Genomic DNA, 24,014 nt, shown 5'->3' on the forward strand with positions numbered 1-24,014 from the left:
GGGCGCATTGAGCAAACTGGTCGGCTTTTATCCCGGGTCATTCGATCCGGTGACCAATGGGCACCTCGATGTGATCGAGCGGGCCTGCAAGCTGGTGGACACGCTGGTGGTCGCTGTCGGGATCAATCCCGGCAAGAAGATGCCGCTCTTTGCCCACGAGGATCGCCTGGCGCTGCTCGAGCAGGTGCTGGCGCCGGTGGGCAAGCGCACCGATACCGAATTCCGCATCGTCGATTTCAGCGGTCTGATGGTCAATGCCGCGCGCGAGAATGGCGCCAAGCTGATCATTCGTGGCCTGCGCGATACGACGGACTATAATTACGAGATGCAGATGGTGGGAATGAACGCCCAGATGGCGCCCGATCTGCAGACCGTATTCCTGCCGTCCAGCCCACCTGTACGGCACATCTCGGCCACATTGGTGCGCCAGATAGCCGAAATGGGCGGCGATATTTCCGCCTTTGTCCCCCAAATAGTTCTCAAGGCACTGAAAAAATGAGCGCCATTTCCCGTCCAGCCAGCCGCTTGGCTGGCCTCGCCTTCGCTTTCGCCGCCGTGTTTGCCGCTGCCTTTGCAGCGCCCGCAGTTCAGGCCCAGACCCCGACCGGCACCCCGCATCTGATGCTGACGCTGGAAGATGGCGTCGTCGATATCGAATTGCTGCCTGCACTGGCGCCCAAGCATGTCGAGCGCATCGTGACCCTGGCCAATGAAGGCTTTTATGATGGCGTGGTGTTCCATCGCGTGATCGACGGCTTCATGGCCCAGACTGGCGATCCGACCGGCACCGGCATGGGCGGCTCCGACTATCCGGACCTGCAGGCCGAATTCACCAATGCCGAGAGCTTCCAGCGCGGTGTGCTGGGCATGGCCCGGTCGCAGGATCCCAATAGCGCCAATTCGCAGTTCTTCATCACCTATGCCGATGCCAGCTTCCTGGATGGCCAGTACACCATCTTCGGCAAGGTCGTTTCCGGCATGGAATTCGTCGATGCGCTGGAAAAGGGGCCGGAATCTGCCAATGGCCAGGTCGAGAACCCCGACAAGATCGTCTCCGCCAAGGTCGAATACCGCTAATATCGCAACGGCGCAGCAGGCTTTCGCCCCGCGCCGTTCGACACCCTCGGGTCTGACCCGAGGGTGTTTTCAATTGGGGCAGTACCTGCGGGCTCAGCCCGGGGCTGCGGCTCCAGTTGCGTGGGGCGCACGACAAAACCTTGCGCCCGGCCTTCAATGGCCCTACATCCGGGCCACAAATTTCCAATCAGAGAGCACTGACAAATGGCTGAATACGCGGATCCCGAAAACACCCTCGTCATCGAAACCACCAAGGGCAAGGTCGTTATCGCCATGCGTCCGGACCTGGCGCCGAACCACGTCGCTCATATCAAGAAGCTGGCGCGCGAAGGCTTTTATGATGGCATCGTGTTCCACCGCGTCATCGAGGGCTTCATGGCCCAGACCGGCTGCCCGCAGGGCCGTGGCACCGGCGGTTCCAAGTATCCTGACCTGAAGCAGGAATTCAACGCCGAGCCGCATGTTCGCGGTACCGCGTCGATGGCCCGCTCGTCCAATCCGGACAGCGCCAATTCGCAGTTCTTTATCTGCTTTGCCGACGCACCGTTCCTGAACAAGCAGTACACTGTCTGGGGCCAGGTCATCGAAGGCATGGATGCCGTCGACCAGATCAAGCGCGGCGAGCCCGTGCAGAACCCCGACTCGATGACGTCGGTCAAGGTTGCCGCCGATATCGCTGCCTAAGGCCTGACTCCGCCAAGGTCACCCCGGCTGCGGCCGGGGTGCCATCCCCGAAATATCGGTTTGCCGCACGATTTCGGGGATGGATACCGGCATCAGCCGGAATGACCGGCGGATGACTTGCGGCTGAAGGCGGCCTGCATGCTTGTCTCCGATTTCGATTTCGATCTCCCCGAAGAGCTGATTGCCCTGCATCCGGTCGAGCCGCGCGACAGCGCCCGACTGTTGCTGGTCGATCCCGACAACGGGCTGTTCGACCGCCATATCCCCGATCTGCTGACCCTGTTGCGCCCCGGCGACGTTCTGGTGGTCAATGACACCCGCGTGCTGCCGGCCGAATTGCGCGGCACCCGCATTCGCGGTGAGAACCGGGCGAGTGTTTCCTTCAACCTGCACAAGCGGGTCGATGCGCATACCTGGCGCGCCTTTGCCCGCCCGGCCAAGCGCCTGGCGCTGCTCGACCAGCTGGAACTGGGCAATGGCCAGGCCGATGCCCTGACTGCCCGCGTTGCGGGGAAGGGCGAGACCGGCGAGGTGACGCTGGAATTCGATCTGGGCGGCGCCCGGCTCGATGAAGCCATCAAATCGCATGGCGCCATGCCGCTGCCGCCCTATATCGGGGCCAAGCGCAAGGCCGAAGCCCGCGATAATGTCGACTACCAGACTGTCTATGCCGCCGAGGACGGCGCCGTTGCCGCGCCCACTGCGGGCCTGCATTTCACCGAAACGCTGCTGCAGCAATTGTCTGACCTTGGGGTCAGCATCGAGCGCGTAACCCTGCATGTTGGCGCCGGCACTTTCCTGCCGATGAAGGTCGACAATACCGACGACCACGTCATGCATGCCGAATGGGGCGATATCGATCAGGCCACGGTCGAGCGAATCCTGGCAGCCAAGGCTGCCGGTGGTCGCGTCGTCGCCGTGGGCACCACCAGCCTGCGCCTGCTGGAAACCGCTTCGCGCGCCACCGGCACGCTGCAGCCCTTCATCGGCGATACCGATATCTTCATCACGCCGGGCTTCCGCTTCCGCACGGTCGACGTGCTGATGACCAATTTCCACCTGCCGAAATCGACCCTGTTCATGTTGGTCAGCGCCTTTGCCGGCATGGACACCATGCGCAGGGCCTATGAGCACGCGATCGCAACCGGTTACCGGTTCTACTCCTACGGCGATTCCTCGCTGTTGCTGCGCGCAGAGCAGGACGACGAGTGACCATCGAGCGTGAACTCAGCCCGGTCGAAATCCAGGCTCATGCCCTGGTCGATATGCTGGGCGAGGTCGCGGCGCGCCCCGATCCCAAGCTTACGCTGGCCGGCCTGATCGAGCTGTTGGGCGTCCACTCCCATCTCGTCGTTCTGCTGGTGTTTTGTGTGCTCAACATGGTGCCGGGCCCACCCGGCTATGGCGGCACCATCGCAATTGCCACCTTCAGCTTCGCTCTCGCCATGGTGCTGGACAAGCCGATCCGCCTGCCCAAGTTCATCGGCGAGCGTAGCCTGCCGCTCAAGCTCCTGACCAATATGCTGGGCAAGCTCGCCCGGGCGAGCACCTGGGCCGGACGGCTGTCGCGGCCCCGGCTGCAAATGCTCGCCGGCAATCACGCCCGGCGGCCGGTCGGCATCTTCATCATGTTCGTCTGCGTGCTGATGATGCTGCCGATCCCGTTCATCAACGCCGTGCCCAATGTGGGCCTGAGCATCATCTGCTTTTCCATGCTGAACCGGGATGGGGCAGGGGTCGTGCTTGGCGGCGTGGTCAGCATTGTCGGGCTGTTGATCGGGGCATTGGCGATCTATGTCGCTGTATCGCTGGGGATCGCGGCGACGGATGCGCTCTACGGGAACTAGGGCGGGGAGAGAGGGCGCGAGCCCGTACCGGCAGCGCCTTCGGCAATCCTGGCGAAAATCGTCCGCTACGCGCCTGTTGTCGCGTCCGGCGTGAACGGCTAGAACCCCCGCCATGAAACAAGTCACGTTCACCCTCTCCGCCACCGACGGCAAGGCCCGGCGCGGCCGCATCGATACGCCGCGCGGCGATATCCAGACGCCCGCCTTCATGCCCGTCGGTACCGCCGGCACCGTCAAGGCCATGTATCCCGAGCAGGTCCGCGAGACCGGCGCGGATATCCTTTTGGGCAATACCTATCACCTGATGCTGCGCCCCGGCGCCGAGCGGGTGGCCTCGCTGGGCGGGCTGCACACCTTCATGGATTGGGAACGCCCGATCCTGACCGATAGCGGCGGCTTCCAGGTCATGTCGCTCAGCCAGCTGCGCAAGATGAGCGAGCGCGGGGTGACGTTCAAATCCCATATCGATGGCTCCACCCATGAGTTGACGCCCGAGCGCTCGATCGAGATCCAGACGCTGCTCGATAGCGACATCATCATGCAGCTCGACGAGTGCATTGCGCTGCCGGCCGAGCACAAGGAAATGGAGCGCGCCATGGAGCTGTCGCTCCGCTGGGCCGACCGCTCCAAGACCGCGTTCAACAACCAGGCCAATCGGGCGCTGTTCGGCATCGTGCAGGGCGGCGACGCCCCGGACCTGCGGGCCCGCTCGGCCCAGGGGCTGACCTCCATCGGCTTTGATGGCTATGCCGTGGGCGGCCTTGCCGTTGGCGAGCCGCAGGAAGTCATGTTCCGCGTGCTCGACGAAATCGTGCCGGAACTGCCCACCGACCGCCCGCATTACCTGATGGGCGTCGGCAAGCCCGACGATATCCTGGGTGCCATCGGCCGCGGCATCGACATGTTCGACTGCGTGCATCCGACCCGCGCCGGCCGCCATGGCCATGTCTATACCCGCTTTGGCGTCATCAATCTGAAGAACGCCCGGCATAAGGATGATCACCGGCCGATCGACGAGGCGTCGCCCAATCGCAATTGCCGCCGCTTCAGCCGCGCCTATCTGCACCACCTCGTTAAGACTGAGGAGATTTTGGGCGCGATGATCCTTTCCCAGATCAACCTGGCCTATTATCAAGAGCTGGTCCAAGGCGCTCGCACGGCAATCGAGAGCAGCCGGTTCACCGACTTTGCGGCGGAGACGCGCGCGGCCTGGGCCGCTGGCGATCTGCCCACGCTTTAACCGTATAGACGCGTTTCATAAAGGTTCATCCGATGGCAAAATCCGGACGCAAGGCCAGCTTTACCAGCCTCGACAAGCACCGCAAGCGCCTTGCCGAACAGCCGATGCGCGTACAGTTTGCCGTCGATCCCAACCGCTTCAAGCGCTATTCCGCCAGTGCTGGCGACCTGCTGCTCGACTATTCCAAGAACCGCATCGACGAAGACGCCATGGCGGCTTTGTTCGATCTGGCGCGCGCCGCCGGGGTCGAGGAACGCCGCACCCAGATGTGCGAGGGCGAGCACATCAACATCACCGAGGATCGCGCGGTTATGCATATGGCCCTGCGCTATCAGGGCAATCTCCCGGTGCCGGTCGATGGCGCAGATGTCATGCCCGCCATCCGCGAGGTGCTGGCGCGCATCGAGAGCTTCAGCAATGACGTGCGCAACGGCACCATCCGCGGCCATACCGGCGAGCAGTTCACCGATATCGTCAATATCGGCATTGGCGGCTCCGATCTGGGCCCGGCCATGGTCACGCTGGCGCTGGAGCCCTATACCCGCGCCGATCTGCGCGCCCATTACGTCAGCAATGTCGATGGCGCCCATATCCATGACATCCTCAAGCGCCTTGATCCCAAGCGCACGATGTTCATTGTCGCCTCCAAGACCTTCACCACCGACGAAACCATGACCAATGCCGGCTCGGCCCGGAAGTGGCTGGCCGATGCGCTGGGCGATGCGGCGGTCAATGACCACTTTGCTGCGGTCTCCACCAATATCGAAGCCTGCCAGAAATTCGGCATCAAGCAGGAGCGCATCTTCGGCTTCTGGGACTGGGTTGGCGGGCGTTATTCGGTGTGGTCGGCCATTGGCCTGCCGATCGCCATTGCCGTCGGCTACGACAATTTCGCCGCCTTCCTCAAGGGCGCCGATGCGATGGACCAGCATTTCCTGTCCACGCCGCTGGAAAAGAACCTGCCGGTGATCATGGCTGTTCTCGGCGTCTGGTATCGCAATGTCTGGGGCTTCTCGACCCATGCCGTGCTGCCCTATGACCAGCGCCTGAGCCGCTTCGCCGCCTATCTGCAGCAGCAGGATATGGAATCGAACGGCAAGTCGGTGACGCTGACCGGCAAGCCGGTTGGCTGGTCCACCGGCCCAATCGTCTGGGGCGAGCCCGGCACCAATGGCCAGCACGCCTTCTACCAGCTGATCCACCAGGGAACCGACGTCATCCCCTGCGACTTCCTGATCGCCGCCAGGCCGCATGAACACCTGCCGCCGCACCACGACAAGCTGGTCGCCAACGTGCTGGCACAGTCCGAAGCCCTGATGCTGGGCAAGACCGAAGAAGAGGTTATCGCCGAACTCAAGGCGCAGGGTATGGACAAGGCCCAGATCAAGGCACTCACCCCGCACAAGGTGTTCCCCGGCAATCGGCCGTCCAACACGCTGTTCTACCCGCAACTGACCCCCGAAATGCTGGGTTCGCTGGTGGCGCTCTATGAGCACAAGGTGTTCGTGCAGGGCGTGATCTGGAACGTCAATTCCTATGACCAGTGGGGCGTCGAGCTCGGCAAGCAGCTTGCCAAGGCACTGCTGCCCAAGGTGGAAGGCAAGGCGGACGCGGAGGGGCATGACGCCTCGACGCAGGGCCTGCTGGCCTACTATCGCGACCACAAGGCTTGATCGCTTGACCATCACCACGGAAGAACAGCTCGAAAAGCTCAAGGCCATCGGCCGCATCTGCGCCATAACCCGGGACGCCATGGCCGAGGCCATGCGTCCGGGCATGACCACGCTCGAACTCGACGAGATCGGCCGCAAGCTGCTGGAAGCCCATGGCGCCCGTTCGGCCCCGGAAGTGACCTACAATTTTCCGGGCGCCACCTGCATTTCGATCAACGAGGAAATCGCCCACGGCATTCCCGGCGACCGCATCATCGCCGCCGGCGACCTGGTCAATATCGACGTCTCGGCTGAGAAAGACGGGGTCTTCGCCGATACCGGTGCATCCTTCCTGTTGCCGCCCGGCGATGCACGGCTCGAAGCCCTGTGCAGCGATGGCAAGAAGGCCATGTGGGCCGGTATCCGCGCGGTGAAAGCCGGCGCGCCGCTGGCCGATATCGGCGATGCCATCGGCAAGTTCGCCAAGAAGGGCGGCTATACGCTGATCCGCAACCTCGCCAGCCACGGCGTTGGCGATAGCCTGCATGACGAGCCCGGTGAAATCTCCACCTGGCCGGACAAGTCAGAACGCCGCCGGATGAACAATGGCCTGGTGTTCACGATTGAGCCGTTTCTGTCGCTCGGTGGGCGCATGGCGGACCAGAAGTCGGATGATGACGAATGGACGCTGGTGAGCCGCCCGGCTGCGCCTTGCGTGCAGTATGAGCATACCGTGGTGGCAACACCGCGCGGCGCGATTGTGGTGACGCTGGCGGCGTAACAGTGCGGTTACAGGGCGCTGCGGCTACCGGGGTGTCGTTGCTGATCCAACCACGAACACCGGGCTGCCCGCGGGCTTGACCCGTGGGCCACTCTTAACTCGGCACAAGCGGCGAATGGTCCAGGGGGCAAGCCCGTGGACAGCGCGGTGCGTGGAGGCCGCAAAAGCAATCCGCGCCCCCCGGAATTGTTTTCGAGAACCTGGCCAATGCCATCTATCACCAGGTCATTCCCGCGCAGGCGGGAATCAATTCGTTCCTGTGGCGTGGCGGGACAGAATGGATTCCCGCCTGCGCGGAAATGACTCCGTGGAGCCCCCTACAGCGACACCAAGACAATCGGCCCCAGCAGAATCAGAGCTGCCGCGATGGCGAAGCGCAGGGCGCCGGAAGCGCGCAGGGACGAAAGCCGCAGCACGCTGGCGAGGACGAAGAAGATCACCAGCGCAATCGCCAGGCGGTTGAGACTGGCGAGGGACAGCTCGGTCCCTGCGCTCAGGCGCATATAGAGCCAGATGCCGCCGAAGATGCCGAAGGCGGCGGTGATGATCAGGGTCATCGCCTTGGCGAAGATCAGCATCGCCATATCCATGGTCTGGCTGGTCAGGATCAGCGTCAGGCCGCTGCCGGTGAGGAAGGTCGCCCCCAGGACGACGAGCCAACGCACGTCCACCAGCAGGGGAATCGCCGCAGGCGGCTCATAGGAGGGCAGGGAGCCAATGATGGGCAGGTTGCCGCCAAAGGTGCGATAAGCGAACAGCAGGTACATCATGACCACGGTGCTCAGTGCGAACACCAGGAGGATCACCACCATTGCCTTGAGGAGATCAATCGTGTCCTGCGACATGGCAACGCCTCTAACGATGAAAAGGGGAGGTGGTATGCCGGGAGGGGGTCGAACCCTCGACCATTCGATTAAAAGTCGAATGCTCTACCACTGAGCTACCGGCACGCACTGAGGCGGACGCCAGTGGCGTCGCGGCGGAACATAGTCACTGGCGATCCACTGTCAACCGCCTTCGCGCGGTTTTATAAGGTTAGCGGTGTACCGGTGAACGGCACGGGCACGCAGGTGATGGCAATACGCTCCAGCCGCACGCACAGCGCATTGGCCTCCGACAGCTGGGTAATCGGGCCGACAACGATGCGTTTTTCGGCGCTGTTGGCCTCATCGGCCAGCAATGGCGCCAGCCCAAACAGCAGGGGACCGAGCTTGCCGGACAGGTCCGTCCACGCTGCCGGTGCGCCCTCGAAAGAGGTCTTGGGACCAATGGCAATGCCGAAAGCCGCCGCATCGGGAACCGCAGCAAGCTGTTGCGGCATGCCCTGGCCGGCCCGCGCAGCAAGCATTGGCATGGGCTGCTGTCGCACCATCACCGAGCCGCCATCGGCCTCATACATCTGCGTCTCGCCCCCGCCGATGGAGGCAGTGAGGGAGGAACGGTCGATTTCGGCGGTGTCGGGGAGCGCTTCAATCAGCTTGGGCAGGCTGACCTCCAGCGCGCCAACCCGGTGGACCACGTCGTTTCCGGCCTGTTCCTGCAGGGCGAAGCGGGTGGTCAACACGTCATTGTCGCGCTTGAGCTGGGCCGATTGCTCCCGCAATTCGCCGACCTGTATGCGCAATTGGTCGAGGCTGGCGCCTTCCAGCCGGGTCTTGTGCAGCCCGGCCAGCACACTTTGCGGGATCATGGCGGAGACATTGGCGCCGAGCACCGCCGTGGCCCCGCATACCAGGGCGACAATGCCCCAGATGGTCACGTCCGATTGTCGGAATTGCTCTGATGCTTTAGCCAATGTACGGCTCCCGAGGGCGCAGTCGAATCAAGTAATATGCTCAAGATACACTGCTGGCGGTCGTTAGTGGTTCACCAACGCCGGCATGCCATAAAAATGTGCAAATGCGCGAAGACAAGCGCGCATCCGGAGATGGCTATATGACCCAATTGTTGTCGATTATTCTTGCCGCGGGCGAGGGCACCCGTATGCGCTCGGCAACCCCGAAGGTTTTGCACCCCGTCGGTGGCATGCCGATCATCGGACATGTGGCCCGCGCCGCCCGCGAAGCCGGCTCGACCGACATCGCCCTCATCACCGGCCCGCAACACGATGCAATCCGAAAAGCGGTGACTGCGCTGCACCCCGGGGTGACCCATTTCGAGCAGGCCGTGGCGCGCGGCACGGCGCATGCCGCCGCGATGGCCCGTCCGCTGTTTGAGAAAGCCGAAGGCTATATTGCCGTGGTCTATGGCGACCATCCGCTGCTGCGCGGCGTCAATTTCCGCGCCGTGCTCAATCGGCTCGATGCCGGACTGGACGTCGCCATCCTCGGCTTCGAGCCCAAGGATCCAACCGGCTATGGCCGCTTCATCACCGATGGCGAAACGCTGCTGGCAATTCGCGAGCACAAGGACGCCACCGAAGACGAGCGGCGCATCCGCCTTTGCAATGCCTGCATCCTGGCGTTCCGCGCCGAAGTCTTCCGCGACCTGATCGACAAGGTGCAAACCAATAACGCCCAGGGCGAGTACTATCTGGGTGACCTGGTGGAACTCGCAAATGCCGCCGGCAAGAAGGTTGGCTATGGCGTGGCGCCGGAAAATGATGTCATGGGCGTCAACGATCGCAGCCAGCTGGCGCGCGCCGAGGGCCTGTTCCAGGACGTGCGCCGCGAGGACTTCATGAAAGCCGGCGTGACCCTGAAGGATCCGTCCAGTGTCTGGTTCTCCTATGACACCGAAATCGCCCCCGACGTCACCATCGAGCCCAATGTGTTCTTTGGGCCCGGCGTGGTGATCGAAGCAGGCGCTGATATTCATGCCTTCTCGCACATCGAAGGCGCCCATATCGGCCGCAATGCCTCGGTCGGCCCCTTCGCCCGGCTGCGCCCGGAAGCCAACCTGGCCGAGGGCGCCAAGGTGGGCAATTTCGTCGAGATCAAGAAGGCCGACATCGGCAAGGGGGCCAAGGTGAACCACCTGAGCTATATCGGCGACGCGACTGTTGGCGCGAACGTCAATATCGGCGCTGGCGTCATCACCGTGAACTATGATGGATTCAACAAATTCCGAACCACTATCGGCGATAATGCCTTTGTCGGCTCGAATTCCTCGCTGGTCGCGCCGGTGACCATCGGCGAGGGCGCGCTGGTCGGCAGTGGCAGCGTCATCACCGAGAACGTTGACGCCGATGCACTGGCGCTGGGCCGCGCGCGCCAGGTGGCGATGCCGGGCCGAGCCAGAACAATCTTTGAACGTGCCGAAGCCTTCAAGAAATCCAAGGGGAAATAAGCATGTGCGGCATCGTCGGTATCGTCGGCACTGAGCCAGTCGCCTCCCGTCTCGTCGATGCGCTCAAGCGCCTGGAATACCGGGGCTACGACAGCGCCGGTGTTGCCACGCTGGAAGCCGGCGCCATCAGCCGCCGCCGCTCCGAAGGCAAGCTCGGCAATCTGGCCCAGAAGCTGGCCTTCGAGCCGCTGGGCGGCCAGATCGGCATTGGCCACACCCGTTGGGCGACCCACGGCGCGCCGACCGAAACCAATGCCCATCCCCACGCCACCGACCGCGTTGCGGTGGTGCATAACGGCATTATCGAGAATTTCCGCGAGCTGCTGGCCGATCTGGCCAAGGATGGCTACCTGCCCAAGACTCAGACCGATACGGAATCGGTGGCGCTTTGGGTCAGCCGCGAACTGGCCAATGGCGCCGATCCTGAGCTGGCCGTCGCCCGCACCCTCAAGCAGCTGCGCGGCGCCTTTGCACTGGCTTTCCTGTTCAAGGGCGAAGAGGGCCTGCTGATCGCCGCCCGCAGCGGCGCGCCGCTGGCCATCGGTTATGGCGCGACGGAAATGTATCTCGGCTCCGACGCCATGGCGCTGGCCCCGTTCACTTCGCGCCTGACCTATCTCGAGGATGGCGACTGGGCAGTGATCACCCCCAGGGGCGTCACCATCCGCGATGGCAAGGACGCCATCGTGCAGCGCGAACAGCAGATTTCGCAGGCCTCGGCGCTGCTGGTCGACAAGGGCAATCACCGCCATTTCATGGCCAAGGAAATTTACGAACAGCCCGAGACCATCTCGCATACGCTCAGCCATTATGTGGATATGGGCGCCGAACGGGTCGCATTGCGCGAAACGTTGCCCTTTGATTTCGCCGACCTGACGCGGCTGACCATCAGCGCCTGCGGCACCGCCTATCTGGCCGGTGCGGTGGCCAAATACTGGTTCGAGCGCTATGCGCGGCTGCCGGTGGATATCGATGTGGCGTCGGAATTCCGCTACCGCGAGCCACCGCTGGACAAGGGCGGGCTGTCGCTGTTCATCTCCCAGTCGGGCGAAACCGCCGACACGCTGGCCGCGCTGCGCTATTGCGCCGGGCAGGGGCAGCATATCGCCTCGCTGGTCAATACCCAGGAATCCACCATCGCCCGGGAATCGGGCGTGGTCTTCCCCATCCTCTGCGGCCCGGAAATCGGCGTCGCCTCGACCAAGGCGCTGACCGCGCAGCTGACCGCACTCGCCAGCCTCGCCGTGGCCGCCGGCCGCGCCCGTGGCGTGTTGAGCGTCGAGCAGGAGAACGAACTGGTCCGCGCGCTGACCAGCCTGCCAGCCGCCGTTTCAGCTGCTCTCGGCTCGGAAAGCCAGATCATCGACATCGCCAAGCGCCTGTCCAAGGCCAAGTATGTGCTCTATCTGGGCCGTGGGCCGATGTTCCCGATCGCCATGGAAGGCGCGCTAAAGCTCAAGGAAATCAGCTATATCCACGCCGAAGGTTATGCAGCAGGTGAGCTAAAGCACGGCCCCATCGCGCTGGTGGATGAGGACATGCCGGTCATCGTCGTCGCCCCCTCCGATGAGCTGGTCGACAAGACGCTGAGCAACATGCAGGAAGTCGCGGCGCGCGGCGGCAAGATCATCCTGATCACCGATGCCGAAGGCGCCAAGACGGTCGGGCACGGCGTCGCCGATATCATTATCATCCCGCATGTGTCGAACTTCGTCGCGCCGATCCTGGCGGCAATCCCGGTGCAGCTGCTGGCCTATCATACTGCCGTGTTCATGGGCACGGACGTTGACCAGCCGCGGAATTTGGCCAAGTCGGTGACGGTGGAATAGGGCGCCTCTTTTTCTAACACCCCCCTTTTCGTCACGATCCATTCCCAACCCACCGCGCTGCCCACGGACTTGATCCGTGGGCCTTTCGTCGCGCATGCCGTGTTGGGAATGGCCCTCGGGTCAGGCCCGAGGGCAGCGCCGGTGATTGGGACAGAACAATGCGGGGCAAAGCCAGAATGGATTCCCGCCTGCGCGGGAATGACTCCGGGACATGCACGAAGTCCGGTCTTATCCCGCCCGGATCAGCGGGATCGCCAGGTCCTTGCGGAACAGATAGAGCAGCGTCCGCATGGCATCGCCTTCGGGGCCGACAAGGCCCGGATTGGCCGCGAGGACGGCCTTGGCGTCGTCATGGGCGAAGTCGATCAGGTGGCGGTGCACATCCGGCACGGCGAGGCGATAGCCGGGCATGCCCGATTGGCGGGTGCCGAGGACGTCGCCCTGACCGCGAAGCTCCAGATCGCGCTCGGCGATCTCGAAACCGTCTTCAGTGGATTTGATCGTCTCGAGCCGCGCCTTGGCGGTTTCGCTCAGCGGATCCTTGTAGAGCAATAGGCAAGCCGAGCGTTGCGAGCCCCGGCCGACGCGGCCGCGCAGCTGATGCAACTGGGCCAGACCGAAGCGCTCGGCATGCTCGATGATCATGATCGAGGCATTGGGCACGTCGACGCCCACTTCAATGACGGTGGTGGCGACCAGCAGTTTCAGCTCATTGGCGGAAAACCGCTGCATCACCTCCTGCTTGGCGGCGGCGCTCATGCGGCCATGTACCAGCGCCACCTGATCGCCAAACACCTTGCGCAGTTCGGCAAAGCGGTCTTCGGCGGAGACGACATCGAGGTGCTCGCTTTCCTCGACCAGTGGGCAGACCCAGAATGCCTGCGCGCCTTCGCCCAGCCGCGTCTGCAGCCGCGAAATCACCCTTCCATAGTCGCCGATCGACAGGACGGCCGTGTCGATGGGCTGGCGCCCGCGCGGCTTCTCCCGAAGCACGCTGACGGCCATATCGCCGAAATGGGTGAGCACCAGCGTCCGTGGAATCGGCGTCGCGGTCATCACCAAGAGGTCGGTATGGCGGCCCTTGTCCGAGAGCGCCAGGCGCTGATGCACGCCGAAGCGGTGCTGCTCGTCCACAACGGTCAGGCCGAGATCGTGGAACTCGACACCGCTCTGGAACAGCGCATGCGTGCCGACGACAATGCTGGTTTCCCCGCCCGCCAATCCGGCGAGAATGCCCCGGCGTTCGGCCGCCGGCATCTTGCCGGTCAGCAGCACACAGCCGAGCCCGGCGGCGTCGCAGAGCGGCTTCAGCGTCTTGAAATGCTGCGTCGCCAGCAATTCGGTCGGCGCCATCAGCGCCGACTGCGCGCCGCTCTCGGCCATGGCGGCCATGGCCATCAGGGCCACCACAGTCTTGCCCGAGCCCACATCGCCCTGCAGCAGCCGCGACATGCGATCCTCGGAGGCCATATCAGCACGAATCTCGGTCACGGCCTGTAGCTGGCCCTCGGTGAGCGAAAAGGGTAGCGCCGCATTTACCCGCGTCGTGATTTCGCCGGTGAACTGCCGCGCCACGCCGCGCGCCGCCACCATGGTGGAGCGGATCAGCTGCAGGGTGATCTGGCCGGCAAAATACTCGTCATAGGCCAGCCGCATCCGCGCCGGTGCCCACAATTCGGCCTCGGCGGGATTCTCGGGCGTGTGCACGGCGCGCATCGCGGTGCCGAAACTCGGCCAGTTGTGACGCGCCCGGGTCTCCTCGGGAATCCACTCCGGCAGCGCGGGCAGGCTGTCCAGTACCTGCCGGGTCAGCTTGGTCAGCGCCTTGGAACTCAGCCCATTGGTCAGCGGATAGACCGGCTCGACCAGGGGCAGGGTGGCGAACTTGTCCGGTTCCACCACATAGTCGGGATGGGTGATCTGCTTTTCGCCGTTGAAGAAATCGATCTTGCCGGAAACGAAGCGTTCTTCGCCAACCGGCAGCGCCTTTTCCACCCAGCCGCCCTGCGCGCGAAAGAAGACCAGCTGCATGTCGCCGGTTTCGTCATGGGCGAAGACCCGGTGGGGTACGTGCGGCCGGCCACGCGGCGGTGGCTGATGCCGGTCGATATGCAGGCGCAGCGTGACGATCTGGTTGAGATAGGCTTCGGCCACGCCAACCTGCCGGCGGCGGTCCACCACCCCCGATGGCATATGCATCAGGATATCGAGCGCCATCGCCTCCTGGCCCTCGGGCGCGCCGAAGAACCGGGTGAGCAGGGCGGCCAGCTTGTCGCCGACACCCTTGATGGAGTGCAGCGACCGGAACAGTGGATCGAGAGTTTCGGGACGCGACACGATTCGGGTTTCCTGTTTGCGCACAGGGTATAGCGCGGCGGGACGATGTTCCAAGACAGAGAACGAAACCAGCACAAGTCTTGCTGACAAGTCCCATCAATCGGGTTAAAGAGGCTGCCATCAACCACTCCCAGGATCATGGCGTTCAAATGACTGCCGGTGAAGACCTCTCCATGCGCCGCAAGATGATCCGTTACCGCGCCTGGCATCGCGGTACGCGTGAAATGGACCTCGTTCTGGGTCCATTTGCCGATGCGCATATCAATGACCTCAGCGCCGAAGACCTGGATCGCCTGGAACGGGTGATGAGCGAGGAAGACCCGCCATTGCTCAAATGGGTGCTGGGGCAGGAAACCCCGCCGGAGGGCTTCGACGTGGCGTTCCTGGCGCGGATCATCGCCGACCATCGCGCCCGGATTGCCAAATGAATCAGATTCTCCCGCCCAGAACGCTCGCCAATGTCCCGGACGGAATGCAGCCCGTGGTGCTGGCGCGCCTGATCGAGCAACGCCTTGCAGCAGCGCCGGAGGATGCGGCCAGCCTGGTATTCGTGGCGCGCGACGGCCGCCGCCTGCAACGCATGGCCGATGTGCTGACCCAGATGCTGCCGGGCCATACCGTCCTGACGCTGCCGGCCTGGGACTGCCTGCCCTATGACCGGGTTTCGCCCAATAACGTCACCATTGCCGCGCGGATGAATACGCTGGCCGCGCTGACCAGCGGCGCCAGCAAGGGCAATATCGTCCTCACCGCCGTCAATGCGCTGATCCAGAAACTGCCGCCGCGCGATGTCGTTGCCGGCATGTCGTTCTCCGCGGTCTCCGGCCGGATCGTGGAAAGCGACAAGCTGATCGGCTGGGCCGCCAATAATGGCTATCTGCGCGTGCCTACCGTGCGCGAATCCGGCGAGTTCGCCGTGCGTGGCGGGTTGGTCGACCTGTTCCCGGCCAGCGCCGACGTACCCCTGCGATTCGATTTCTTCGGTTCCCAGCTCGAATCGATCCGCACCTTCGATCCCGACAGCCAGCGCACCACCGGCACACTGAAGCGCATCGACCTGACGCCGATGAGCGAAGTGGTGCTGAACGAAGACACCATCCGCCGCTTCCGCCAGAACTATACCCGCGCCTTTGGCGGCAATACTGCCGACGATTCGCTCTATGCGACCGTCAGCGGCGGCTCACGCTATTCCGGCACCGAACACTGGCTGCCGTTTTTCTACGATCATCTCGATACGCTGGCCGACTATGTCGGCGACGCGCCCTTCGTCTTCGACGATCAGGCGGCCGAGGCCTATGCCGACCGCCAGGGCCAGATCAAAGACTATTACGAGGCCCGCGAGCATGCGCGCCTGAGCCCGCAGATTGCCGGGGCAGGGGCGCCCTACAAACCGGTAGAGCCATCGCTGCTCTATGCCATCGACCAGCATCCCTATGCGCTGGCCGGCGCCTCGGTGCTGCAGCTATCGCCATTCCAGGCGCCCAATGCCCGCGCCAATGACGATATGGGCGGCCAGATCGCCCCCAGCTTTGCCTCCGAGCGCCTGGCGACGGATATCAACCTGTTCGAGGCGGTGGTGCAGCGCCTGCTGGCCGAGCGCAAGGCCGGCCGGCGCACCATCATCGCCTGCTGGAGCACCGGCACCCGCGACCGCATGGTCCAGGTGCTCAAAGATCATGGCCTCACCAATCCGCGCATGGCGGAAAACTGGCGCGATGCCGAAACCACCAGCGCCGCCACTACCTCGCTGGTGGTGCTGCCGCTGGAAAGCGGCTTCGAGACCAAGGACCTGCTGGTCCTCAGCGAACAGGATATCCTGGGCGAACGCATCCTGCGGCCGCAGCGCAAGAAGAAGGCCAGCGACGCGCTGACCGAGGCGACGAGCCTGTCCACCGGCGATCTCGTGGTCCATGTCGATCACGGTATCGGCCGCTTCCTCGGGCTCAAGGTTATCCAGGCCGGCGGCGCACCGCATGAATGCGTCGAAATCGAATATGCCGGCGATACCAAGCTCTACCTACCGGTCGAGAATATCGAGCTGCTGTCGCGCTATGGCTCCGACGATTCCAATACTTCGCTCGACAAGCTCGGTGGCGTCGCGTGGCAGGCCAAGAAGGGCAAGCTCAAGAAGCGCATCCGCGAGATGGCCGAGCAGCTGATCAAGATCGCTGCCGCGCGCCTCTTGACCCGCACCGACCCGATCGAGCTGGCGCCCGGCTCCTATGACGAATTCGCCGCCCGCTTCCCCTATGAGGAGACCGAGGACCAGCTCGCCGCCATCGATGCGGTGTTCGAAGACCTCACCACCGGCAAGGTCATGGACCGGCTGGTCTGCGGCGACGTGGGCTTCGGCAAGACCGAAGTGGCGCTCCGCGCGGCGTTTGCCGTGGCGCTGGGCGGCAAGCAGGTCGCCGTGGTGGTGCCGACGACGCTGCTGGCGCGCCAGCACTTCAAGACCTTCCGCGACCGCTTTGCCGGCCTGCCGGTCAATGTCCGCCACGCCTCGCGCCTCGTCTCGGCTGCTGAACTCAAGGCCACCAAGGAAGGCCTCGATAACGGCCAGGTCGATATTGTCGTCGGCACGCATGCACTCCTGAGCAAGACCATCAAGTTCAAGGATTTGGGCCTGTTGATCATCGACGAAGAGCAGCATTTCGGCGTGGGCCACAAGGAGCGCCTCAAGGAGCTCAAGGCCAATGTCCATGTGCTGACGCTGACCGCGACGCCGATTCCGCGGACCCTGCAGCTGGCCCTGACCGGCGTGCGCGACCTCAGCCTGCTGGCAACGCCGCCAGTCGACCGCCTCGCCATCCGCACCTTCATCTCGCCATTCGATCCGCTGTCGGTGCGCGAGGCGCTGCTGCGCGAAAAATATCGCGGCGGCCAGAGCTTCTATGTGGTGCCGCGCATCAAGGACCAGCACGAGATTGCTGAATTCCTCAAGGCGCAGGTGCCTGAGGTCTCGTTCATCGTCGCCAATGGCCAGATGCCGCCGGGCGAGCTCGACGACATCATGAACGCCTTCTACGACAACAAGTTCGACGTGCTGGTGGCCACCACCATCGTCGAATCGGGCCTCGATATCCCCAACGCCAATACGCTGATCGTGCATCGCGCCGATCACTTTGGCCTGGCCCAGCTCTATCAGATCCGTGGCCGCATCGGCCGCGCCAAGGCCCGCGCCTATGCGCTGTTCACCATCCCGCCCGACCGCAAGCTCACCGATACCGCCGAGCGCCGCCTGGGCGTGCTGCAATCGCTGGAAAGTCTCGGGGCAGGGTTCCAGCTCGCCAGCCACGACCTCGATATCCGCGGCGCCGGCAATCTGCTGGGCGACGAACAATCCGGCCATATCCGCGAAGTGGGCTACGAGCTTTATCAAGCGATGCTTGAAGAAGCCGTCGCAAACCTCAAGAATGGCGAGGAAGATTACGAGGACAAGAACGAGTGGAGCCCGCAAATCTCCCTCGGCATGCCGGTGATGATCCCCGAGCATTACGTCCCCGACCTGCAGCTGCGCATGCAGCTTTATCGCCGGCTGGGCGATCTGGCCGATATCCGCGAGATCGATGCCGCCGGTGCCGAACTCATCGATCGCTTCGGTCCCTTGCCCGAGGAAGTCGAGGCGCTGCTCAAGGTCATCCTGGTCAAGGCGCTTTGCCGCCAGGCCAATGTCGAAAAGGTCGATGCCGGTCCCAAGGGCGCGGTCATCACCCTGCGCAACAGCGAATTCCCCAATCCGGTGGCGCTGGTGCGGCTGGTTTCCGATCCCGCCAACCAGGTTCGCATCAAACCCGATCAGAAACTCGTGTTCGCCCGCAACTGGCCAACCCCGAATGATCGCCTAAAGGGCGCAGCTTCCATCCTGTCGCGTTTGGCAAAACTGGCGGAAACTGGCCCATAATGAGCGGAAATCCGGTCACTTTGTTGTGCCAATTAAGGTTTACGCCCTATGATGCGGCGTTGACCAAGCCAAATGCTTTGGCAATGACTATCGGTCATGTTATTGCCCGAATTCAGCACTTGAAGGGCTGTTCTATTCGAGGTGGCACAAAGGTCACCGGGACTGCCAAGGAAGCCAAGGAAATTCTATGAACCTCAGGAACCCTCTCGTCGCCGGATTTACGGTGGCCGCGCTCATGCTGTCCTCGGTGTCGGCATATGCTCAGGATGCCGCCGCTCCCGCACCGGAGGCGCCTGCCGCCGAAGCGCCTGCAGCACCCGCTGCCGACGCAGCAGCTGCAGCTACTCCGGCAACTGCCGCTCAGCAGAACTGGCTCAAGGTTTGCGATCCGCTGCCCGATGGCCAGCAGGCCTGCATCATGCGCCAGGTCGTTCTGGCCAATGGCCAGTTCCTCGGCTCGTTCCTGCTGCGTGATGATCCCGGCCAGGAAAGCCGCCTGCTCGCCGTCGCCGCCGTTCCGCTCGGCGTGCTGCTGCCGTTCGGCCTGACCTGGCAGATCGATGGCGCCAAGCCGATCCGCGTCCCCTACATGCTGTGCGATCCCACCTCCTGCGCGACCCAGCTGGTCATCAACGAGCAGTATGTGAACTCGCTCAAGAAGGGTGGCACGCTCAAGCTCACTGCCAAGAACCGCCAGAACGAAGACCTGACCATCGAGATCACCCTGGCCGGCTTCACCGCCGCCTATGATGGCGATGCTGCGCTGACCTTCGACGAATTCCGCAAGGAAACCAGTGGCGAGAACGCCCTTGAGCAGGTCCTGCAGGATCGCGCCGAAGAACTGCGCAAGCAGCTCGATGGCGGCGCTGCTGCCCCCGCTGCCGAAACCCCGGCTGCTCCGGCCGCTCAGTAAGCGCGCCGACATTGTGATTTTTGAAAGGGCGCGGGCAACCGCGCCCTTTTGTTTTGTGGGTGTTGGGACGGCGAGCGCCGTTGGCAGTGGCGCAGTTGCTCCCCCACAGAGCTAACCTCCCCACCGCGCTGCCCACGGACTTGATCCGTGGACCACTCCCAACCCGATACACGCGGAGAATGGCCCTCGGATCAAGTCCGAGGGCAGCGCGGTGGAGAGTGACGCGAGGAGAGAAGCGATGTGGGTGTGGTGAAAAGGGGAACGAGTAGGGGCCTACCGCCCACCCATCCCAATCGAGAACGCCTGCTTGCGCAGGGCTGGCATCAGCTTGAGGGCCCAGAGGCCACCGGCGCGCAGGGCCTGTGCCGGCAGCATGTCGGCCAGCAGCGAGCGGAACAGCGTGTCCACCATGCCGCCAGTGCGGGCCAGATCGCTGGCGCGGCGGCTGGCATAGTCCTCGCTGAGCGCAATCGCCCAGTCCGGGCGCGTCCGGTCGACCGCCGCCAGCGCTGCCGACAGGTCGGCCACGTCGCGCAGACCCAGATTGAGCCCCTGTGCGCCAATCGGCGGGAAGGCATGGGCCGACTCGCCCGCCAGCACCACCCCCCTGGCGCCCGCCCGGTCCACGCTCAACGTGCTCAGCGGGAAGACATGCGTCGGCGTGGCAATGGCAATGGCACCGAACAGGCGCTGCGACTTCTCAGAGAAGAGCGCCGCCAATGCGTCCTGGCCGCTGGCCTGGGCGGCTTTGAGCACATCGAGATCATCGATCCAGACCAGGTTGGCGCGTGTGCCACCAGCTGGAACTAGGGTGAACGGCCCCTTGGGATAGTGGAATTCCACCGAGGCGCCGCCCAGCGGCCGCCCCAGTTCCAGATCGCAAACCAGCGCCGCCTGCTTGAAACCGGTCTCGCGGGCATGAAAGCCGCTAGCGCTGCGAACCAGCGACTTCTTGCCATCCGCCCCAACCACCAGCGGCGCCCGCAGCATGCTGCCATCGGACAGTGTCAGCCGGTGACCATCGGGATCAGACGTGAAGGCCGCAAGGCTGGCATCGCGCACCGAAAGATTGGGCAGCTTGGCCGCAACGGCCTGAAAGCGCTCCATCAGCCGGATATTGGCAAAGTTCCAGCCAAATGCCGTCAGACCGGCTTCGCTGGCGTCGAACAGCGTCTCGGGCGCCCGCAGCAGGCGCGGCGTCGCATCGATGATGCGGATCTGCGTCAGTGGATTGCCGACCGCTTCGGGGTCATCGATCAAGCCGGCCGTGCGCAGATAATCGACGCTGGGCATCATCAGCGCCGAGGTGCGCCGGTCTGGTGGGCCGGGTGGAGCAAGGTGAATGGTCGAAAGGCCTGCCTGTGCAACTGCGATGGCCGCAGCGACCCCGGCCAGTCCACCGCCGACAACGATGGCGTCGGCATCCAGCGTGATCATCGCGTCCGACTCCCGCCACCAATGGCGGATAGCGGCATCAGTGATTTCATCTCCAAACTCCGGGAACGGCCAGTGAGCTGGGACGTTAGCACCCTCGCGCGGGCGGAGCCAGCAAGCGGAGGCCTCGTGCGTGCAGCCAAAAGGCCGCACTTGCAGAATGACTTGCAAACTTTGCTTGCGCCACTTTCCACTATCGCGGCCAGGCCGTAGATATAGGAACCTGTAAATTCGAAATGGAGCCGACAATGTTAGAGCTATTGGCAGATCCCAATGTGTGGATCGCCTTTGCGACCCTGACCGTTATGGAAATTGTTCTGGGTATCGACAACATCGTCTTCATTTCAGTGTTGGTGTCCCGGCTGCCGAAAGAACAGGCCGACAAGGCCCGTAAACTTGGCCTGGCTCTGGCCCTGATTTTCCGCATTCTGCTGCTGCTGGTCATCAGCTGGATCATCAGCCTGACCCAGCCTGCCATCAGCGCATTCGGCCTTGAGCTGTCCTGGAAGGACATTATCCTGATCGCCGGCGGCGTGTTCCTGGTCTACAAGGCCACCCACGAAATGCACGCAGCCGTCGAAGAGCCGCACGAGGTCGATATCGCCAAGCAGGCGACTGGTGTGTTTGCTGCCGTCATCGGCCAGATCATCGTCATCGACATGGTGTTCTCGATCGACTCGATCGTTACGGCCGTGGGCATGGCCGACCATGTCGAAGTCATGATTGCCGCCGTTGTCGTTGCCGTCGGCGTCATGTTCGTGGCCTCGGGCCCGGTGGCCAAGTTCGTGTCCGAACACCCCACCACCAAGATGCTGGCGCTGGCGTTCCTGCTGCTGATCGGCGTTTCGCTGGTCGCCGACGGCCTCGGTTTCCACATTCCCAAGGGCTATATCTACTCGGCCATGGCCTTCTCGGTGATGGTTGAAGCGATCAACATCATCGCCTCCGACCGCCGCAAGAAGGCGGCCGGCGCCCACAACGCGGCCGTTGCGCCGTTCACGGGTGCCAGCGGCTCCATCACAGCAGAAGCCGGCGCAGCGGCGACCAAGCCGAAGCCCAGGAACAATCCGAACAAAAGCGCCCAGGCGCGCCCGAAGTCCGCACCGCGAAAGCCCAAGCCATGACCCGGGCGATCGTCGTCAACCAAAGCGGTGGTCCCGAAGTCATGCAGACACAGGACTGGCCAGTGGCCGGTCCCGGGCCGGGCGAAATTGCCATAAGGCAGACCGCGATCGGCCTCAATTTCATCGACACCTATCAGCGGTCGGGGCTTTACCCGGTTGCGACCCCCTTCGTGCCCGGCAATGAAGGCGCTGGCATCATCACCGCACTCGGCGATGGCGTTGATTTCCTCAGCATCGGCCAGCGCGTGGTCTATCAGGGCCAGCTCGGCGCCTATGCCGAGGAGCGCGTGATCAAGGCCGACAAGGCCATTCCGCTCCCGGACGGGATCGACGACGCCGTCGCCGCAGCTTCAACGCTCAAGGGTCTGACTGCCTATTACCTGCTGTTCAAGACCTGGCCTGTGGCCGCAGGCGAAACCATCCTCTGGCACGCTGCTGCCGGTGGCGTCGGCCTTATCGCCACGCAATGGGCCAAATCGCTGGGGGTCCGGGTGATTGGCACTGTTGGCAGCGCCGACAAGGCCGAACTGGCGCTTCGGCATGGCTGCGACGCGGTGATCAACTACAATGAGGAAGACTTTGCCATTCGGGTGCGCGAGCTGACCGAGGGCAGGGGCGTCGATGTCGTCTATGACGGCGTGGGCAAAGCCACCTTCCACAAGTCGCTGGACTGCTTGCGCCCACGCGGCCTTCTGGCCAGCTTTGGCAATGCCTCGGGGGTGGTGAGCATTCCCGACCTGGGCATCCTGTCGCGCAAGGGTTCGCTATATGTGACGCGGCCCACCAGCGCGCACTATTTTGCGCAGCGTCAGGAGCTGCTCGAAGCAGCCAGCGCGCTGTTCGACGCCATTGCCAGCGGCACGATCAAGGTTGCGGTCAACCACACCTTTCCGCTGGCTGAGGCACGGGCCGCCCACATCGCCCTCGAGACCCGCCAGACCACCGGTTCGGTCGTCCTTTTGCCATAGTCGATTTGCGCCACTGGACAGCCGGTGGCGCAATCGCTAAACGCACATCGACGGGTAGGTGGCAGAGCGGTTGATTGCTCCGGTCTTGAAAACCGGCGAACGTGAAAGCGTTCCGGGGGTTCGAATCCCTCCCTACCCGCCATTGCCCAGAAGGAACGTGATAGTGAGCCGTAAGGAATTCGAGGCATCCAGGATGCGCCGCATGCGCCGGGTTGCCGGTCGCTACGGACTAACGATTCTGACCGCTGAGAAGCTCAACGCCAAAACCGGCAAGGGCGGCCATGCGCTGCGCGATGACGAGAGCTTCAAGGTGATCTTTGGCGATAAGCCCCTGCCATTCACGGCGACGCTCGACGATATCGACGCGTACCTGACCAAGCTCGAAGAAGGCGAAGAGTAGGGGCATCCGCCGGACTGCGCAACGGCCTGCGCATGGCGGAAATCTCATTCCATTATTTGTTCTGTAACAAGAATCGACGCACACTCAGACCATTGGCTACTTTGGAGGTGCGTTATTGTGTTCACCCTGATCAACGCCGACGCCGAAGACGACGACGCAGAAATCACCGATCCCCAGGAAATTGCAGAGCTGTTTGCTGCCATTGCCGCGGTCGCCATTGAGGCAATCGGGGCGGGCCAGGCCCGGCAATTGTTCGACGCCGTTGTCGAACAGGACGGCAAGGACCCGAACTAGTTTCGGGTTCGGCGGGTCGACACGGCGGCTGCCGCACATGGCAGCCTGATGGAGACATTCGCCATCGGTGGATAAGGCTGGCTTCGAACTTGTTCGGGTGCATGGCTGCCACTACGTCCCAAGCCGCACGCTTCCCGGTTCGCATAACGAATTGTGGAGGTCAGGCCGTATGCAGTGGCTCACATGGGCTTGAGATAGCGTTGTAACCCGCTCAGGGAACGTTCATCCTGCCAGTCTTTCAG

22 protein-coding genes and 2 tRNA genes are annotated in these 24,014 nt (G+C 63.4%); 19 read left to right on the forward strand and 5 right to left on the reverse strand.

Annotation, left to right across the window (positions count from 1 at the left end; translation table 11 throughout):
• The first annotated feature begins 7 nt into the window (after window positions 1–7).
• The 8 genes from coaD to map all read left to right on the forward strand — a co-directional run bounded on the left by coaD (window position 8) and on the right by map (window position 7,281).
• Window positions 8–499, forward strand: a complete 492-nt coding sequence (gene coaD / locus BUA69_RS14115) for a pantetheine-phosphate adenylyltransferase (protein ID WP_046136113.1) — start codon at window positions 8–10, stop codon at window positions 497–499.
• Window positions 496–1,077, forward strand: coding sequence for a peptidylprolyl isomerase (locus BUA69_RS14120; protein WP_046136114.1), 582 nt, complete (start codon window positions 496–498; stop codon window positions 1,075–1,077). Before coaD ends, BUA69_RS14120 begins: the two co-directional genes overlap by 4 nt.
• Before the next feature lie 204 nt (window positions 1,078–1,281).
• A complete protein-coding gene (locus BUA69_RS14125; protein ID WP_046136115.1) occupies window positions 1,282–1,761 on the forward strand; it encodes a peptidylprolyl isomerase in 480 nt (159 codons plus the stop codon).
• Window positions 1,762–1,899: 138 nt separating this feature from the next.
• Window positions 1,900–2,973, forward strand: coding sequence for a tRNA preQ1(34) S-adenosylmethionine ribosyltransferase-isomerase QueA (queA, locus tag BUA69_RS14130; protein WP_046136166.1), 1,074 nt, complete (start codon window positions 1,900–1,902; stop codon window positions 2,971–2,973).
• Entirely contained in the window at window positions 2,970–3,608 is a 639-nt protein-coding gene (locus BUA69_RS14135) for an exopolysaccharide biosynthesis protein (RefSeq protein WP_046136116.1), read from the forward strand. The genes queA and BUA69_RS14135 overlap by 4 nt, the downstream gene beginning before the upstream one ends.
• 112 nt (window positions 3,609–3,720) lie before the next feature.
• A complete protein-coding gene (gene tgt / locus BUA69_RS14140) occupies window positions 3,721–4,848 on the forward strand; it encodes a tRNA guanosine(34) transglycosylase Tgt (RefSeq protein WP_046136117.1) in 1,128 nt (375 codons plus the stop codon).
• Between the two features lie 32 nt (window positions 4,849–4,880).
• Entirely contained in the window at window positions 4,881–6,521 is a 1,641-nt protein-coding gene (pgi, locus tag BUA69_RS14145) for a glucose-6-phosphate isomerase (RefSeq protein ID WP_046136118.1), read from the forward strand.
• A gap of 4 nt (window positions 6,522–6,525) precedes the next feature.
• The gene (gene map, locus BUA69_RS14150; RefSeq protein ID WP_046136119.1) at window positions 6,526–7,281 is read left to right on the forward strand and encodes a type I methionyl aminopeptidase; all 756 of its coding nucleotides are present in this window, start codon (window positions 6,526–6,528) and stop codon (window positions 7,279–7,281) included.
• A 317-nt stretch (window positions 7,282–7,598) separates the two neighbouring features.
• Here map and BUA69_RS14155 read toward each other — a convergent pair whose 3' ends face one another.
• The 3 genes from BUA69_RS14155 to BUA69_RS14165 all read right to left on the reverse strand — a co-directional run bounded on the left by BUA69_RS14155 (window position 7,599) and on the right by BUA69_RS14165 (window position 9,076).
• A complete protein-coding gene (locus BUA69_RS14155; RefSeq protein ID WP_046136120.1) occupies window positions 7,599–8,126 on the reverse strand; it encodes a hypothetical protein in 528 nt (175 codons plus the stop codon).
• A gap of 30 nt (window positions 8,127–8,156) precedes the next feature.
• Window positions 8,157–8,231, reverse strand: a tRNA-Lys gene (locus BUA69_RS14160).
• A 77-nt stretch (window positions 8,232–8,308) separates the two neighbouring features.
• A complete protein-coding gene (locus BUA69_RS14165; RefSeq protein ID WP_143154522.1) occupies window positions 8,309–9,076 on the reverse strand; it encodes a hypothetical protein in 768 nt (255 codons plus the stop codon).
• Between the two features lie 140 nt (window positions 9,077–9,216).
• On the opposite strand from BUA69_RS14165, the gene glmU reads away from it, so the two are divergent.
• Together glmU and glmS are read left to right on the forward strand one after the other, a co-directional pair.
• Complete coding sequence (gene glmU / locus BUA69_RS14170) at window positions 9,217–10,569, forward strand: bifunctional UDP-N-acetylglucosamine diphosphorylase/glucosamine-1-phosphate N-acetyltransferase GlmU (RefSeq protein WP_046136167.1); 1,353 nt, start codon at window positions 9,217–9,219, stop codon at window positions 10,567–10,569.
• A gap of 2 nt (window positions 10,570–10,571) precedes the next feature.
• Window positions 10,572–12,398: a glutamine--fructose-6-phosphate transaminase (isomerizing) gene (glmS, locus tag BUA69_RS14175; RefSeq protein ID WP_046136122.1), complete on the forward strand. Its 1,827-nt coding sequence runs from the start codon at window positions 10,572–10,574 to the stop codon at window positions 12,396–12,398.
• Window positions 12,399–12,626: 228 nt separating this feature from the next.
• Here the strand turns inward: glmS and recG are convergent, their stop codons facing one another.
• A complete protein-coding gene (gene recG / locus BUA69_RS14180; RefSeq protein ID WP_046136168.1) occupies window positions 12,627–14,735 on the reverse strand; it encodes an ATP-dependent DNA helicase RecG in 2,109 nt (702 codons plus the stop codon).
• A gap of 149 nt (window positions 14,736–14,884) precedes the next feature.
• Between recG and BUA69_RS14185 the strand changes: the two genes are divergently transcribed.
• The 4 genes from BUA69_RS14185 to BUA69_RS14195 are packed head-to-tail and all read left to right on the forward strand — an operon-like array spanning window position 14,885 to window position 19,552.
• Window positions 14,885–15,163, forward strand: a complete 279-nt coding sequence (locus tag BUA69_RS14185; RefSeq protein ID WP_046136123.1) for an FAD assembly factor SdhE — start codon at window positions 14,885–14,887, stop codon at window positions 15,161–15,163.
• A complete protein-coding gene (gene mfd / locus BUA69_RS14190) occupies window positions 15,160–18,639 on the forward strand; it encodes a transcription-repair coupling factor (RefSeq protein WP_046136124.1) in 3,480 nt (1,159 codons plus the stop codon). Before BUA69_RS14185 ends, mfd begins: the two co-directional genes overlap by 4 nt.
• A complete protein-coding gene (locus tag BUA69_RS20795) occupies window positions 18,639–18,830 on the forward strand; it encodes a hypothetical protein (protein ID WP_143154523.1) in 192 nt (63 codons plus the stop codon). Before mfd ends, BUA69_RS20795 begins: the two co-directional genes overlap by 1 nt.
• Entirely contained in the window at window positions 18,827–19,552 is a 726-nt protein-coding gene (locus tag BUA69_RS14195; RefSeq protein WP_072866565.1) for an invasion associated locus B family protein, read from the forward strand. Before BUA69_RS20795 ends, BUA69_RS14195 begins: the two co-directional genes overlap by 4 nt.
• A 273-nt stretch (window positions 19,553–19,825) precedes the next feature.
• On the opposite strand, the gene BUA69_RS14200 is transcribed toward BUA69_RS14195, so the two are convergent.
• Complete coding sequence (locus tag BUA69_RS14200) at window positions 19,826–20,989, reverse strand: FAD-dependent monooxygenase (protein ID WP_046136125.1); 1,164 nt, start codon at window positions 20,987–20,989, stop codon at window positions 19,826–19,828.
• Between the two features lie 245 nt (window positions 20,990–21,234).
• Between BUA69_RS14200 and BUA69_RS14205 the strand changes: the two genes are divergently transcribed.
• From BUA69_RS14205 to BUA69_RS21025, 5 genes are all read left to right on the forward strand, one after another.
• On the forward strand, window positions 21,235–22,110 hold the full coding sequence (locus BUA69_RS14205) for a TerC family protein (RefSeq protein WP_082093905.1): 876 nt from the start codon (window positions 21,235–21,237) through the stop codon (window positions 22,108–22,110).
• The gene (locus BUA69_RS14210) at window positions 22,107–23,078 is read left to right on the forward strand and encodes a quinone oxidoreductase family protein (RefSeq protein ID WP_046136126.1); all 972 of its coding nucleotides are present in this window, start codon (window positions 22,107–22,109) and stop codon (window positions 23,076–23,078) included. The genes BUA69_RS14205 and BUA69_RS14210 overlap by 4 nt, the downstream gene beginning before the upstream one ends.
• A 52-nt stretch (window positions 23,079–23,130) precedes the next feature.
• Window positions 23,131–23,220, forward strand: a tRNA-Ser gene (locus BUA69_RS14215).
• A gap of 21 nt (window positions 23,221–23,241) precedes the next feature.
• Window positions 23,242–23,478 carry a hypothetical protein gene (locus BUA69_RS14220; RefSeq protein ID WP_143154524.1) on the forward strand — a complete coding sequence of 79 codons (237 nt, stop codon included), beginning with the start codon at window positions 23,242–23,244 and terminating at the stop codon, window positions 23,476–23,478.
• Between the two features lie 117 nt (window positions 23,479–23,595).
• Entirely contained in the window at window positions 23,596–23,772 is a 177-nt protein-coding gene (locus BUA69_RS21025) for a hypothetical protein (protein WP_157959773.1), read from the forward strand.
• The last annotated feature ends 242 nt before the right edge of the window (window positions 23,773–24,014 follow it).

This window comes from Devosia limi DSM 17137, assembly GCF_900128975.1.
GTDB lineage: Bacteria > Pseudomonadota > Alphaproteobacteria > Rhizobiales > Devosiaceae > Devosia > Devosia limi.